The sequence below is a fragment of the Micromonospora sp. RP3T genome, from assembly GCF_003027925.1.
In the GTDB taxonomy this organism is placed as follows: domain Bacteria; phylum Actinomycetota; class Actinomycetes; order Mycobacteriales; family Micromonosporaceae; genus Micromonospora.
In genome coordinates this window covers 25051-38072 of record NZ_PYPS01000028.1, presented here as the reverse complement: position 1 = coordinate 38072, position 13022 = coordinate 25051, and the positions used below count along the sequence as shown (strand labels likewise).

Annotated in this window: 11 protein-coding genes; 7 read left to right on the top strand and 4 right to left on the bottom strand. The window is 74.5% G+C overall.

Going from position 1 to position 13022, the window contains the following annotated elements; translation table 11 throughout:
• Positions 1-39 precede the first annotated feature (39 nt).
• Positions 40-546 carry an inorganic diphosphatase gene (locus C8054_RS21740; RefSeq protein WP_091070192.1) on the bottom strand — a complete coding sequence of 169 codons (507 nt, stop codon included), beginning with the start codon at positions 544-546 and terminating at the stop codon, positions 40-42.
• 418 nt (positions 547-964) lie between these two features.
• On the opposite strand from C8054_RS21740, the gene dacB reads away from it, so the two are divergent.
• The 3 genes from dacB (at position 965) to tilS (ending at position 4607) form a co-directional block, all read left to right on the top strand.
• Positions 965-2389 carry a D-alanyl-D-alanine carboxypeptidase/D-alanyl-D-alanine-endopeptidase gene (gene dacB / locus C8054_RS21735; RefSeq protein WP_233219916.1) on the top strand — a complete coding sequence of 475 codons (1425 nt, stop codon included), beginning with the start codon at positions 965-967 and terminating at the stop codon, positions 2387-2389.
• Positions 2390-2455: 66 nt separating this feature from the next.
• Positions 2456-3523 carry a zinc-dependent metalloprotease gene (locus C8054_RS21730; RefSeq protein ID WP_107159652.1) on the top strand — a complete coding sequence of 356 codons (1068 nt, stop codon included), beginning with the start codon at positions 2456-2458 and terminating at the stop codon, positions 3521-3523.
• A 76-nt stretch (positions 3524-3599) separates the two neighbouring features.
• Positions 3600-4607, top strand: coding sequence for a tRNA lysidine(34) synthetase TilS (gene tilS / locus C8054_RS21725; protein ID WP_233219880.1), 1008 nt, complete (start codon positions 3600-3602; stop codon positions 4605-4607).
• A 41-nt stretch (positions 4608-4648) separates the two neighbouring features.
• Here tilS and C8054_RS21720 read toward each other — a convergent pair whose 3' ends face one another.
• Positions 4649-5635 (bottom strand): GlxA family transcriptional regulator, encoded by a 987-nt coding sequence (locus C8054_RS21720; RefSeq protein ID WP_107159542.1) that lies wholly within the window; start codon positions 5633-5635, stop codon positions 4649-4651.
• 150 nt (positions 5636-5785) lie between these two features.
• Here C8054_RS21720 and C8054_RS32350 point away from each other — a divergent pair, with 150 nt between their 5' ends.
• From C8054_RS32350 to folE, 4 genes are all read left to right on the top strand, one after another.
• A complete protein-coding gene (locus tag C8054_RS32350; RefSeq protein ID WP_199199870.1) occupies positions 5786-5923 on the top strand; it encodes a hypothetical protein in 138 nt (45 codons plus the stop codon).
• Between the two features lie 99 nt (positions 5924-6022).
• On the top strand, positions 6023-6598 hold the full coding sequence (gene hpt, locus C8054_RS21715) for a hypoxanthine phosphoribosyltransferase (protein WP_107159539.1): 576 nt from the start codon (positions 6023-6025) through the stop codon (positions 6596-6598).
• A gap of 382 nt (positions 6599-6980) precedes the next feature.
• A complete protein-coding gene (gene ftsH / locus C8054_RS21710) occupies positions 6981-8987 on the top strand; it encodes an ATP-dependent zinc metalloprotease FtsH (RefSeq protein WP_107159650.1) in 2007 nt (668 codons plus the stop codon).
• An 83-nt stretch (positions 8988-9070) separates the two neighbouring features.
• Positions 9071-9688: a GTP cyclohydrolase I FolE gene (gene folE, locus C8054_RS21705; protein WP_107159537.1), complete on the top strand. Its 618-nt coding sequence runs from the start codon at positions 9071-9073 to the stop codon at positions 9686-9688.
• Positions 9689-9732: 44 nt separating this feature from the next.
• On the opposite strand, the gene C8054_RS21700 is transcribed toward folE, so the two are convergent.
• Positions 9733-10434, bottom strand: a complete 702-nt coding sequence (locus C8054_RS21700) for a hypothetical protein (RefSeq protein WP_107159535.1) — start codon at positions 10432-10434, stop codon at positions 9733-9735.
• Complete coding sequence (locus C8054_RS21695; RefSeq protein ID WP_199199869.1) at positions 10431-12959, bottom strand: FtsK/SpoIIIE domain-containing protein; 2529 nt, start codon at positions 12957-12959, stop codon at positions 10431-10433. Before C8054_RS21695 ends, C8054_RS21700 begins: the two co-directional genes overlap by 4 nt.
• Between the last annotated feature and the right edge of the window lie 63 nt (positions 12960-13022).

Here is a 13022-nt window from a genome sequence, read left to right as displayed (position 1 = left end):
CGGGTCGCCGATGCGACCCGGGCCCTCGAAGTCTCGCCGTCAGTGCAGCGTCTCGCCGCGCTCCGCGGCCTCCTTGGCCCGGCGGTACGAGTTGACGATCTCCGCCTCCGCCTCGACCCGGCCCACCCAGGTCGCGCCCTCGACCGACTTGCCCGGCTCCAGGTCCTTGTAGACCTCGAAGAAGTGCTGGATCTCCAGCCGGTCGAACTCGCCCAGGTGGTGGATGTCGCGCAGGTGCTCCTGGCGCGGGTCCTCGTAGGGCACGCAGAGGACCTTGTCGTCGCCGCCCTTCTCGTCCGTCATCCGGAACATGCCGATGGTGCGGCAGCGGATCAGGCAGCCCGGGAAGGTGGGCTCGGGCACCAGCACGAGCGCGTCCAGCGGGTCGCCGTCCTCACCCAGGGTGCCCTCGATGAAGCCGTAGTCGGCGGGGTACTGCGTGGAGGTGAAGAGGGTGCGGTCCAGCCGGATCCGGCCGGTCGCGTGGTCCACCTCGTACTTGTTGCGGTGACCCTTGGGGATCTCAACCGTGACGTCGAAATCCATTTCCCACGCTCCCTCGTTTGCCCACGCTGGCTAACGGAACCACCGGCTCGCCGCCCGCACGGGAGAACGCCCCCGCCGGCTCCGGCCGCCGCATAGTGTTCGGACCGAAGTAGTGTCACCCAAGGTGATTTCGAGCGGGGAGGAGGGGGCCGTGGGGAGGGAAGACTCACACTACCGCCCCGGAGGGGTTGACGGGCGGCGGTCCGTCGGATCCGATTCCGGCCCGGCCGGCGCCACCGGCCGGGTGTCCGTGCCGGGCGCCAACCTCACCCACCGTGCGTCTCCGCCGACCGGCGCGGCCCACCCCGACGGCCGGGCGGCCGGGAACTGGCCGGCCCCGGTGCCGGTGAGCCCACCGGTCCCGCCGGCCGGCACCGCGCCGCCCCCGCCTCCGGCCCCGCCGCGTCGCCGCGGCCGGCTGGTCGCGGCGCTGGCCGGCGTGCTGGTGCTGGCCCTGGCCGTGGCCGGGCTGGCGGTGCTCCGCCCCGGCCCGGTGGCCGGCTGGCTGGGCAGCGGGGGCACCTCGTCCGGCGCGACCGCCGCACCACCCGAGCCCGACCCGCCGGTGGTGCTGGCCGGGCCGGACGGCAACGCCCCGCTGCCCACCGTGGCCGGGCTCCGTGCCGCGCTGGACCCGCTGGTGCGCGCCGCCGCACTCGGGGACCGGGTGAACGTCTCGGTGGCGGACGTGACCACCGGCCAGGCGCTCTACGGCAGGGGAGCGGACGCGCCGACGGTGCCCGCCTCGGTGACCAAGCTCGCCACCGGCGTCGCGGTGCTCGCCGCGCGCGGCCCCGCGTACCGGATCCCCACCCGCGCGGTGGCCGGCCCGAACCCGGGCGAGGTGGTCCTGGTCGGCGGCGGTGACCCGACCCTCGCGGTGGACCGGAAGAACGCCTTCTACCCGGGCGCGGCCCGGCTGGACGACCTGGCCGCCCAGGTGCGCACCGCGCTCGGTGGCACCGCCCCCACCAAGGTCGTCGTGGACGCGACGCTGTTCAGCGGCCCGGTCTTCGAACCCGGCTGGGACGCCGACATCCCCACCGGCGGGTTCGGCGCGGCGATCACCGCGCTGATGACCGACGGCGCCCGGAAGGACCCGGCGCAGGCCCGGCGTACCGCGGAGGAGACCAACCACGCCGCCGAGCGGGTGCCCCAGCCGGACCTGACCGCCGGCCGGCAGTTCGCCAAGCTGCTCGGGCTCACCGGGAACGCCGCGCAGGTGACCCGGGGCACCGCGCCGCCCGCCGGCGGCTCCGGCACCGCGCCCGGCGCCGAGCTGGGCAGTGTCGAGTCCCTGCCGATGATCCGGCTGGTCGACATCATGATCAGCGACAGCGACAACGTGATCGCCGAGGCGATGGCCCGCCAGGTGGCGCTGGCCAAGGGCAAGCCAGGGTCCTTCGTCGGCGGCGCGGCCGCCACCGACGAGGTGCTCGGCGGTCTCGGCCTGCCGGCCGCTGAGATCAGCCTGGCCGACGGCAGCGGGCTGTCCCGCACCAACCGGATCAGCCCGTCGCTGCTCACCGACCTGATCACGCTCGCCGGTAACGGGAGCCACCCCGAGCTGGCCGCGATCTTCGGCGGCCTGCCGGTCGGCGGCTGGTCCGGCACGCTCGACGAGCGCTACCAGGTGGCCGTGACCCGGGCCGGCGCCGGCGTGGTGCGCGCCAAGACCGGCACGCTGTCCGGGGTGAACGCCATCGCCGGCACGGTCACCACGGTCGATGGCCGGCTGCTGACGTTCGCCGTGCTCACCGACCGCACGCAGGGCTCGCTCGACGAGACCCGGCAGGCGCTCGACCGGATCACCTCCGCGCTGGCCGGCTGCGGCTGCCGCTGACCGACCGGCGTCGATCCGCCGGTCCGAGCCCGGGTGGCGGTGTGCCGGCGCGGGTACGGTGGGTTCATGGCGCAGTTCGTGGACTGGGATCTGGCCGCCGCTACCGCGGGGGCGCTGAGCAAGTCGGGCCCCCGGGTGTCGTACGCCGAGGCCACCGACGTGGTCGGCGACCTGCGGCGGCTGACCGAGGAGGCCGCCGGGCACGTCGCCGACTACACCGGCCTGCGGGCCCAGGTGGCGCACCCGCCGGTCCGCGTGGTCGACCGCCGCGACTGGGCGGCGGCCAACATCGCCGGGCTGCGTGAGGTCGTCTCGCCGCTTGTGGAACGGCTCTCCGGGGACAAGCGACCGGGCGCGCTCACCGAGGCGATCGGCTCCCGGGTGACAGGCGTGCAGGCCGGCACCGTGCTGGCGTACCTCTCCGGCCGGGTGCTCGGCCAGTACGAGGTCTTCGCCGGCGACCCCGGCCAGTTGCTGCTGGTGGCGCCGAACATCGTCGAGGTGGAGCGGAAGCTCGGCGCCGACCCGCGGGACTTCCGGCTGTGGGTGTGCCTGCACGAGGTCACCCACCGCACCCAGTTCACCGCCGTGCCGTGGATGCGCGCCTACTTCCTGGGCGAGGTGCAGGCGTTCGTGGACGCCTCGCAGGGCGGCGAGCACCTGCTGGAGCGCCTGCGCCGTGGCGTCGCCACGCTCTCCGACGCGGTCAAGGACCCGGAGAGCCGGGCCAGCGTGCTCGACATCGTGCAGACCCCGGCGCAGCGTGCCGTGCTGGACCGGCTGACCGCGTTGATGACGCTGCTGGAGGGGCACGCCGAGTTCGTGATGGACGGCGTCGGCCCGCAGGTCATTCCCAGCGTCGAGTCGATCCGGGCGTCGTTCAACCGCCGCCGCGAGTCCGGCAACCCGCTGGAGAAGGCGATCCGCCGGCTGCTCGGCGTCGAGGTCAAGATGCGCCAGTACGCCGAGGGCCGGAAGTTCGTGCACGGCGTGGTGGACCGGGTCGGCATGGCCGGCTTCAACAAGATCTTCTCCTCCCCGCTCACGCTGCCCCGGCTCGACGAGCTGGGTGACCCGGACGCCTGGGTGTCCCGGGTGCACGGGCCGGCCGGTGCCACCCCGACCGCCGGCTGAACCGGCCGCCCGGACCGGGCCGCCCACGTCGGCGGGACCGGCCGCGTCGACCGAACCGGGCACACCGACGGCACCGGTGACGCCGCAGGCGCCCGCGCCGGCGCCGTCGGTGGCCGCCGTGCGGCTCGCCGTACGCCGGCTGCTCACCGGCCTGCCCGGGCCCGGACCGGTGCTGGTGGCCTGCTCCGGCGGGGCCGACTCGCTGGCGCTCGCCGCGGCCACCGCGTTCGTGGCGCCCCGGCTCGGCCGCGCGGCCGGCCTGGTGACCGTCGACCACGGCCTGCAGCCCGGTTCGCCCGAGCGGGCCGACGCGGTCGCCGGCTGGGCCCGCGCGGCCGGGTTCGACCCGGTCGAGGTGGTTCCGGTACGGGTGGCCGGGCGCGACGGCGGCCCCGAGGCAGCCGCCCGGGAGGCCCGCTACGAGGCGCTCGTCGCCGCCGCCCGGCGGCACGACGCGGCCGGGGTGCTGCTCGGGCACACCCGGGACGACCAGGCGGAGACCGTGCTGCTCGCGTTGGCCCGGGGCGCCGGGCCTCGTGGACTGTCCGGCATGCCGGAGCGGCGCGAGCGGGACGGGGTGCCGCTGCTGCGTCCGCTGCTCGACGTGCCCCGGTCCGACACCCGGGCGGCCTGCGCCGCGCTCGGGCTGGCGGCGTGGACCGACCCGCACAACAGCGATCCCGCGTACGCCCGGGCCCGGGTCCGGGCCGAGGCGTTGCCGGCGCTCGTCGACGCGCTCGGTCCGGGCGTGGTGGCGAACCTGGCCCGGACCGCGCGCCTGCTCGCGGCGGACACCGCCGCGCTCGACGCGCTGGCCGGGGACGCGCTCGCCGAGGTCCGGGCCGCCGGTGGCGGGCTGGCGGTCGACGGGCTGGCCGCGTTGCCGGCGGCGGTCCGTACCCGGGTGCTGCACGCCTGGGCGCGGGAGTTGGGCGCGGCACCGGCCGCGCTGTCCCACCGGCACGTGGCGGCGCTGGACGCGCTGGTCACCGCCTGGCGTGGCCAGGGCCCGGTCCACCTCCCCGGCAACCACCAGGTGCACCGTCACGCCGCCCGCCTGGTGCAAGGAGGGGCCCCCGCTTAACGCCTCCGGTATAGGCGGGGCCCCCGCTTAACACCGGGGGCTCAGGCGTCGGCGCGCTCGCGGAACGTGGTCCGGTAGGCGTGCGGCGTGGTGCCGACCCGGCGGGTGAAGTGGTGCCGCAGCGCCGCCGCGTCACCGAAGCCGGCCCGGTCGGCGACGCTCTCCACGCTGAGCCGGGTGTCCTCCAGCAGCCGCCGGGCCAGCAGCACCCGCTGGTTGGTCAGCCAGTCGTGCGGCGTGGTGCCGGTCTCGGCGCGGAACCGGCGGGCGAACGTACGCGGGGCCATCCCGGCCCGGGCGGCCAGCTCGTCCACTGTCACGCCGCGGTCGAGGTGGCCCATCAGCCACTCCAGCACCGGTTCGAGCGTGGGCGCCTCCGGCGCCTTCGGGATCGGCGCCTCGACGTACTGCGCCTGACCGCCGTCGCGGTGCGGCGGGACCACCATCCGCCGGGCCAGCCGGGTGGCGGTCGCCGAGCCGTGCTCCTGGCGGACCAGGTGCAGGCAGGCGTCGATCCCGGCGGCCGTGCCGGCGCTGGTGAGCAGCCGGCCGTCCTGGACGTAGAGCGAGTTGCACCGGACCCGGGCCCGGGGATTGCGACGCTGCAACTCGTCGACGTAGAGCCAGTGGGTGGTGCACTCCCGGTCGTCCAGCAGGCCGGCCGCGCCGAGCACGAACGCGCCCGAGCAGACGCTCAGCACGTACGCCCCGCGGGCGGCGGCCCGGCGCAGTGCCGCCGGCACGGCTGGCGGGATGGCCCGCAGGTCGTCCTCGCCGGGCACGGCGACGCCGCTGAAGTGCGCGGGGACCGCGACGAGGTCGGCGTCGTCGAGCGGGGCCAGGTCGGCGTGCGGCTGGAGGTGGAACCCGGACGAGGTGCGCACCGCCCCGCCGTCGGGCGAGCAGACCTGGAACCGGTAGGCGGGGAAGCCGTCGTCGGTGCGGTCGGTGCCGAACACCTCGGCGAACACGCCCAACTCGAACGTGGCCACCCGGTCCATCGCCAGCACCGCCACCGAGCGCAACATGTGACGAGGGTAACCCGGTGGGTGGCAGGAAATCGATGCTCGTGGGCATTTCTGCCACTGTCCGGGTCGGACGGCGGATCGCAGACTTGGTGGTGTCCGGTGCGCACCGGCGGCGAAAAACGAACCAACCATGCGAAAGCGAGCGCCGCCATGACCGTTCTGCTGCTCCTGCTGTTCCTGCTCCTGCTGGCCGGCGCCAGCGCCCTCGGGTTCACCGCCGACACCCGCGACTCGGCCGACTGGAAGCCGACCGACGACGGGCGACGCTGGCGCTCCCGTACCTGCTGAGGTGAATTGTCCTGTTCGCGCCGAAGATCCCCGGCGGGACCGCGCCAAAAGGGGCGGCCCCGCCGACGGCGACCATCCGGCGTACGGCAGGCTAGGAGCATGGCTGACGGCTCCTGGTACGACGCCGACATCGACCACGTGATCATCTCCGAGGCGCAGATCCGCGAGAAGACCGCGGACCTCGCCAAGCAGGTCTCGGCGGACTACGCGCACGTCGAGGACGGTCTCCTGCTCGTCTGCGTGCTCAAGGGCGCGGTCATGTTCATGGCCGACTTCGCCCGCGCGTTGGGCCGCCAGGGTCCGCCCGCCGAGCTGGAGTTCATGGCCGTCTCGTCGTACGGCCAGGGCACCACCTCGTCCGGGGTGGTCCGCATCCTCAAGGACCTGGACCGGGACATCGCCGGCCGGCACGTGGTGGTGGTCGAGGACATCGTCGACTCCGGCCTCACCCTGTCCTGGCTGCTGCGGTACCTGGAGTCGCGCTCCGCGGCCAGCGTCGAGGTGGTCGCCCTGTTCCGCAAGCCGGACGCGGTCAAGGTGCAGGTGCCGGTGAAGTACGTCGGCTTCGACATCCCGACCGAGTTCGTGGTCGGCTACGGGCTCGACTTCGGTGAGCGCTACCGCGAGGTGCCGTACGTCGGGGTGCTCAAGCCGGAGGTCTACGCGCGGGCCTGAGCGCCGCCGCCGAGCCGCTCGTCAGCGGACGTTCAGCGGGCTCTCAGCCTTTCGGTCTACGGTAGGGGTCGGTGACGTGGAGGCACTCTCCACGCCCGACCCTCCGAGCCGCGTGACCGTGCGGCATGGGCCGGTCGGGTGCGGAGCTCCCCGCCACGCCGGCTCAAACCCTGGTTCGCCGTACGCGTAAGTGCCGGGCTCGCAAGCTCACATCCGGCACGAACGGTGTACCGTCGAGTGACCGTGGTGCGGCAGTTCGCGCGCCCCGGGGGTCCGGGCCGGCCCGCACGGCGGCCCCGGCCGCCGCCCGAGGCGGCGACACCATTCAGACGGTCAGGACGTCGATCAGGAGGATGCGGGCGCCTCGGTGCCCGACGACAGCATGGAACGTACGCGTTTCTTCCGCCGACCGGTGGTCTGGATCATCCTGGTCATCCTCGGCGCCGTTGTGCTCAGTCAACTGTTCACCGCTGGTCCGAGCTACCACCGGGTGGACACGTCCGTCGCGCTCGACCAGCTCAACAAGGGCGGTATCGAGAAGGTCGTCTTCCAGGACAAGGAGCAGACGCTCCAGCTCGACCTGAAGGACAAGGCCAAGTTCGACGACACCACCACCGACAAGATCGAGGCGCAGTTCCCGTACGAGGTCGGCGGCCAGGTCTGGAACCAGGTCCGCGAGGCCGAGGCGGCGGACCGGATCACCGGCCCGGTCGACACCAAGGTGTCGTCGGACAGCATCTGGGTCAGCCTGCTGGTCAATCTTCTCCCCATCGCGCTGCTCGTGCTCCTGCTGCTGTTCTTCATGTCGCAGATGCAGGGTGGCGGCTCGCGGGTGCTCAACTTCGGCAAGTCCAAGGCGAAGATGATCACCAAGGACACGCCGAAGACGACCTTCGCGGACGTGGCCGGGGCGGAAGAGGCCGTCGAGGAACTGCACGAGATCAAGGACTTCCTGCAGAACCCGGCGAAGTACCAGGCCCTGGGTGCCAAGATCCCGAAGGGCGTGCTGCTCTTCGGCCCGCCCGGTACCGGTAAGACGCTGCTGGCCCGCGCCGTGGCCGGCGAGGCCGGCGTGCCCTTCTACTCCATCTCCGGCTCCGACTTCGTCGAGATGTTCGTCGGTGTCGGTGCCAGCCGGGTCCGTGACCTGTTCGAGCAGGCCAAGTCGAACGCGCCGGCGATCGTCTTCGTCGACGAGATCGACGCGGTCGGCCGCCACCGTGGCGCCGGCATGGGCGGCGGCCACGACGAGCGGGAGCAGACGCTCAACCAGCTCCTGGTCGAGATGGACGGCTTCGACACCAAGGGCGGCGTCATCCTGATCGCCGCCACCAACCGGCCGGACATCCTCGACCCGGCGCTGCTGCGCCCGGGCCGGTTCGACCGGCAGATCCCGGTCGACGCCCCCGACATGGAGGGCCGCAAGGCCATCCTGCGGGTGCACGCCAAGGGCAAGCCGTTCACGCCCGACGTCGACCTCGACGCGGTGGCCCGGCGTACCCCGGGCTTCTCCGGCGCCGACCTGGCCAACGTGATCAACGAGTCCGCGCTGCTCACCGCGCGCAAGGAGCAGCGGGCGATCTCCAACGACTCGCTCGAGGAGTCGATCGACCGGGTGATCGCCGGCCCGCAGCGTCGCACCCGGGTGATGAGCGACCAGGAAAAGAAGATCACCGCGTACCACGAGGGTGGGCACGCGCTGGTCGCCTGGGCGCTGCCGCACGCCGCGCCGGTGCACAAGGTGACGATCCTGTCCCGGGGCCGGTCGCTGGGGCACACGCTGGTCCTCCCCACCGAGGACAAGTACACCCAGACCCGGGCCGAGATGATCGACACCCTGGCGTACGCGCTGGGCGGCCGGGCGGCCGAGGAACTCGTGTTCCACGAGCCGACCACCGGCGCCGGCAACGACATCGAGAAGGCCACCCAACTGGCCCGCGCGATGATCACCCAGTACGGCATGAGCTCCAAGCTCGGTGCGATCAAGTACGGCACCAGCGGCGACGAGCCGTTCCTCGGCCGCAACATGGGCCACGAGCGGGACTACTCGGACGCGGTGGCCGCCGAGATCGACAGCGAGATGCGCGCGCTGATCGAGCTGGCGCACGACGAGGCCTGGGAGATCCTGGTGGAATACCGGGACGTCCTGGACACCATGGTCCTGGAGCTGATGGAGAAGGAAACGCTCTCCACCGCCGACATGGCGCGGATCGCCGCCCGGGTGGTCAAGCGCCCGCCGATGGCGCCCTACCACGGCTTCGGCAAGCGCCTGCCCTCCACCGAGCCGCCGGTGCTCACCCCGGCCGAGAAGGACGCGCTGCAGAAGCAGGCCACCGCCGACGGCATCTCGGTCGGCGGCGCCAGCAACAACTCGGACGGTTCGCACTGAGCACCGACCCGACGGCCGGCTCCCCCCACCGGGAGCCGGCCGTTTCCGCGACCGAGCCCGACGGGGACGACGCGCTCGACTACGTGGCCGCGCGCCTGATCAGCGGCAAGCTCACCGGCGGCCCGGTCGAGGACAGCGTCGACCTGGGCCGGATCGAGAAGGCGGTCCGGGAGATCCTCATCGCGGTCGGTGAGGACCCGGACCGGGACGGCCTCCAGCAGACACCGGCCCGGGTCGCCCGCGCGTACGCCGAACTCTTCGCCGGCCTGCGCGTCGACCCGGCGCAGGTGCTCCGCACCACCTTCGAGGCCAACCACGAGGAGCTGGTGCTCGTCCGGGACATCGACGTGATGAGCCTGTGCGAGCACCACCTGCTGCCGTTCCGGGGCAGCGCCCACATCGGCTACATCCCCGGGCCGGACGGCCGGATCACCGGCCTGTCCAAGCTGGCCCGACTGGTCGAGGTGTTCGCCCGCCGGCCGCAGGTCCAGGAGCGGCTCACGTCGCAGATCGCCGACCTGCTGATGTCCAGCCTCGCCCCGCGCGGCGTCATCGTGGTGCTCGAGTGCGAGCACATGTGCATGGCGATGCGCGGCATCCAGAAGTCCGGCGCCAAGACCATCACCTCGGCGGTCCGGGGCGGCCTCCAGAACGACGCCAAGTCGCGGGCCGAGGCGATGGCGCTGATCATGCACCGCTGACCCGCCCTCTCCCCGGTGCGGCCGCGGTCGTCCCCGGGGACGGGTCAGCCGGGCAGCATGGCCAGCAGCAGACCGGCGGCGGTGAGCACGGCCGGGACCAGGCAGACCAGCGCGCCGAACCGGGGCGTCCGGTCCACCCGGTCGGTCGGGCGCGGACGGAACACCCGCCCGACCGCCAGCCAACCCAGCATGAACGCCACCGCCGGCAGCGGCAGCCCCACCAGCAGCGCCAACACGGTCACCGGCCCGGCACCCGCGACCGCGTAGAGGACGAGCTGCAGCAGCGGCACCACCAGCGCCAACGGCCCGTACACCAGCAGGTTGCGCGGACGGGCCGGCCAGCGGGCCAACCGGGGCAGGCCGTGCGCGGCCAACACGGCGTCCGCGTCGTCCGCCCAGCCACCGGCAGCGCGCAGCGCCGCCAGCACGGCGGACGGCCCACCCGCCATCGACCGGGCCGCCTCGCTCACCTCCGGCGGCGTCGGGGCCAGCGAGATCGCCGGTACGCCCAGCTCACGCAGCCGGGACTGCTGCGCGGCCAGCCGCTCGCGTACCCCGGTCAGCTCCTCGCGGGCCGCCGTCACCGACCGGGCCTGCTCCCCGGCGGCGGTCGCCGCCGCCCGGCGTACGCCGTCGAGCTGCCGCGCCGCCGCGACGTACTCCGCCCAGGCCGACTCGGCCGGGTCCACCGTCACCGTCGGATCACCCACGCGGGGCCCGGGCACCGCCGTCGGAGCCCCGCTCATCGGGCCGCCTCCCCGGTGCCGAACGGCACGAAGACCGTGCCCTGCTCCTCCGGGCCGTCCCACAGCACCGCGCGACCGGGCCGGGGATGCCACCACACCGGCCGGTCGAAGAGCCGCTCCAGCCGCCCACCCGGCACGTCGGTGACCGCCACGGCGGTCAGCTTGTCCACCTCGCCGCCGGGCCCGAGCAGCCCGGCCAGCGGCGCCGGGGTACGCCACCAGCCGAGCAGGTGCCGGCCGGCCGGCGGACCCTCCAACAGCAACGACCGCAGCAGCTCCGGCGGCAACTCGGCGGCGTCCGGCACGTCCAGCCCGAACACCACCAGGTAACCCGGCTCGTCCGCCTCGATGGCCGCCCGCAACCCGCCGGCGTCGACCGTCTCCACCCGGTGCCGGCCGGCCAGCTCGGCCGCCAGCACGCCGGCCGGCTCGGCCGACCCGTTCGCCAGCGGCGCCAGCACGAACCGCCCGGCGTCCGGGTGCGCCGCCGCCGCACTGCGTACGGCGGTGACCAGCAGCCGCTCGGCCTCCTCGTCCCCGCCCAGCACCGCCAGGTTCCGGCCCGCGACCGGCCCGAGCGGCACCGCCACAGTGGTGCGCCGGACATCCACCGCGCGGCCCAGCAGCGCGGCCGGCGCATGCACCCGCCCGGCCAGCGCGGCCCGGTGCCGCGGATCGTTGGCGAGCAGCGGACGGGCGTAGCCGGCGAACACCACCGGCGGAACCGCCGACTCCGGCCGCGCCGACCACAGCCGCCGGCGCAGCTCGGCGAGGACGTCCGGATCCCCGTACGGATCCGGGAAGCGGATCATCCGCTCGTGGCCGCGGGTCGCGCCACGCGGGCCACCCAGCCCTCCGGCCGTGTTCACCACCGCACTGCCCACCGGCAGGCCGGCCGCCGAGTCGTTCGCCGGCTCCAGCACCGCCGAGCCGCCGGGCAGCGCCACCCGCACCGGGAACTGGCCGAGCAGCGGATCGCGCGGACCACCGATGCCCAGGTCACCCTCGCCGGCCAGGACCAGATGGATCCCGTACGCGCGGGCGACCCGCGCCAGCGCGTCCAAGCGGGCCAGCAGGTCGGTGGCGAGCCGGTCCCGGTCGCGCAGCACCAGCGGGAAGTTGTCGATCACACAGACGATCCGGGGCAGCGGTTGGTGCTGGCGCAGCTCGGCGTACCGCTGCCCACCGGCCCGCCGGGACGCCTCCTCGCGGCGACGCGCCTCCGCCTCCAGCTCGCCGAGCAGGTCCACGACGTACTCCCGGTCGGCGGCCATCCCGGCCGCGCGGACCTGCGGCACCCAGGAACGGTCCCGCTCGGTCTGGAGGAACTCCACGAAGGACTCCCCGTCGCCCAGGTCGGCCAGGTAGAGCTCCAGCTCGTCCGGGCCGTACCGGGCTGCGAGCCCGAACAGCGTGTCGGTGAGGAACGCCGAACGACCGGCCTGCGACCGGCCGCTCACCAGCCAGTGCGGGGTCAGCTCGGTGAACCCGAGACTCACCGGGCGCCCGGCCGCGTCACCGACCGTGGTGCTGAGGCCGTCGGCCGAACCGTCGGCCCAGAACCCGTCGGCCGGCAGCAGATCGGCCAACGCCAGCCGCGACCCGTCCTCGATCTGCCGGGCCAGCCGCCGGCACACCTCGGCGACCAGCTCGGCCGGCGGATCGTCGTCCAGGAACACCGGCGAGTTCAACCCGCCGGGCGCCTCGACGCCCGGGCCGCTGAACCCGGCCGCCGGCGGGTCACCGACAAGCGCGTACGCGGTGCGCACCGCGAGCGGCGTGGCCCGGGGCAGCGGGTCGCCGGCCGGCCAGCCGGCGACCACCAGGTGCAACCCGGCCCGGGGACCACGCTCGGCCAGGTCGGCGAGCCGGTCCACGTCGGCCGGAGCGGTGCCGTCCGGCGCGGCGGCCACCACGAGCAGCAGCGTCCGGTCGTGGCCACGCTGCCGGGCGGTGCCGGCGGCCACCCACTGCTCCGCCTCGGCCAGCACCGCATGCAGCCCGGCCAGATCGGTGACGGGCGGCGGCAGCAGACCGGCGTCGGCCAGCGCCGCGAAACCCGCGAACGTGTCACCCGGACCGCCGTCGACCACCCGGGTCAGCAACGCGCCCGCCGGCGTCGCCGCGAACAGACGTAGCAGCAGTGCCCGGAGCAGCCCCGCCACCCGCGGGTCGGAGGCGTCGGCGTCGACGCTCAGGTGGCCACTGCCGAGCAGCGGCACCAGCGCCGGGAAGCGGGCGTCGTCGAGCGGCGCGGCGCTGCCAACCCGCACCCGAGCCGGCGGACCGTCGCCGGGCGGGGTGGCCGGGGTCAGGGCCTCCCACGCAGCGCCGGCCCAGCCGGGCGCCACCCGTTCGGCCGCCGCGCGCAGACGCTCGGCCAGCTCGTACTGCCGGTGGTGGTCGGCGGGCGCGGGTCGGATCTCGTCGAGGATGCCGGCCGCCGCGGTCGCCGCGGCCTCGGCCCTACGGTGCAGCGCGGCGGCCCGGCCGGCACGCGCCTTCGGAGTCGCCACCGCGTCCACCTCTCTTCCCGAGGCCGACATCTTCCCCCCGAGCTGTGACGGTAACCCAGTCGGGAGCCGTCC